3 protein-coding genes are annotated in these 1228 nt (G+C 28.5%); 2 read left to right on the top strand and 1 reads right to left on the bottom strand.

Annotated features, from left to right (window positions below; translation table 11 throughout):
• The coding region (locus ACF1AK_RS36405; RefSeq protein WP_391503089.1) for a LuxR C-terminal-related transcriptional regulator at positions 1-267 on the top strand (267 nt) is incomplete at its 5' end.
• Positions 268-333: 66 nt separating this feature from the next.
• Here ACF1AK_RS36405 and ACF1AK_RS36400 read toward each other — a convergent pair.
• On the bottom strand, positions 334-786 hold the full coding sequence (locus tag ACF1AK_RS36400) for a helix-turn-helix domain-containing protein (RefSeq protein ID WP_360451381.1): 453 nt from the start codon (positions 784-786) through the stop codon (positions 334-336).
• 156 nt (positions 787-942) lie between these two features.
• On the opposite strand from ACF1AK_RS36400, the gene ACF1AK_RS36395 reads away from it, so the two are divergent.
• Positions 943-1185 (top strand): helix-turn-helix domain-containing protein, encoded by a 243-nt coding sequence (locus ACF1AK_RS36395; protein WP_391503090.1) that lies wholly within the window; start codon positions 943-945, stop codon positions 1183-1185.
• Positions 1186-1228 lie beyond the last annotated feature (43 nt).

The raw sequence follows: 1228 nt of genomic DNA, 5'->3' as shown, positions 1-1228 counted from the left end.
AGTTCCTATAAAGAGTTACCAAATGTGATAAGAGAAGCCTACTTAAATAAAGTGAATATAAGACCAGATATATTCAATATCATTATGAACGAATTGAAATTCGAGCGTAAAACAAGAGTGTTAACTCCTATAGAGAGTGAAGTATATAGGTTAAATGTAAAAGGATATACACGTAATCAAATAGCTGAAAAATTATTTAAATCCAAAGAAACAATAAAAAAACAATTACAAATTATTAAGAAGAAACTCAACGATTCAATCTTATAACAAAAAGGGGGGGTATTATTTTAACCCTCCCCAAAATTTCCTAGTTATAGTACCATTTTACTATAATCAATTATCTGTATTGGAATTAAAAGTAGTAATTAAGTACTGACGTTCTTTTTCACTTAGGGAGCCGAACGCTTTAACAAGAGCATTAATACTATTAAGTGTTGTTGAATTAATATCTAATTTAAGAAAAGTTAAAATGTAATTAAAGGCAAGATCGAGTTCACTTTCAGACATGCGATTTAGTTTAGTTAATAGTTGTGATCTTTTGGGATCAATTGGGGCAACAACTAGAAGTTTAGCATACTCTTCAGGAAGTACATCACTAAGAGTGATACCTAACACCTCACAAATACTAAGTACTGTTTGAATATTAGTTGAAGTTACTCCATTTTCAATTTTACTTATAGTACTTTGACCTAAACCTGCTAGTTCAGAAAGCGTTGTTGTAGACATTTTAATAGCTTTTCTATGATGATTTATATTTTTTCCTAATTCCTTGTTAAATTCATTCATATATTTCCCTCACAAATACCTAATTACTGATAATAATACCAAAAAAAATAGACGATTATTAGTTTGTGTAAGTAATATTACAATGCGAATAAAATTATATATTATTCGTTGACAAATTATTCATTAATGAATAATATATAGTTAAAGGGGGGAAATATCATAAGTAGATTAAGGGATCTAAGGCTAGGAAAGGGTTGGACACAATTCACATTATCTGAAAAATCAGGTGTACCACAGCCAACAATTTCCCAAATAGAAAGAGGAAATCGAAAAAACCCTAGCCATTTAAATGTTTTAAAACTTTCAAAAGCATTAAATATCCAAGTAGAAGATTTTTTTGTACAAGAAGAAAGTAATTCAAACTATCAAAAAATTTGTATGAAAGGTGATACTCAGTGAGGAATGCTAAATTGGTAAAAATGTATAAATTTGAATTTTTACG

This window comes from Kitasatospora sp. NPDC015120 (assembly GCF_043080305.1).
Taxonomy (GTDB): domain Bacteria; phylum Actinomycetota; class Actinomycetes; order Streptomycetales; family Streptomycetaceae; genus Kitasatospora.
Note: the sequence above shows the minus strand (reverse complement) of the source record. Positions and strands in the feature narration are given on the sequence as shown.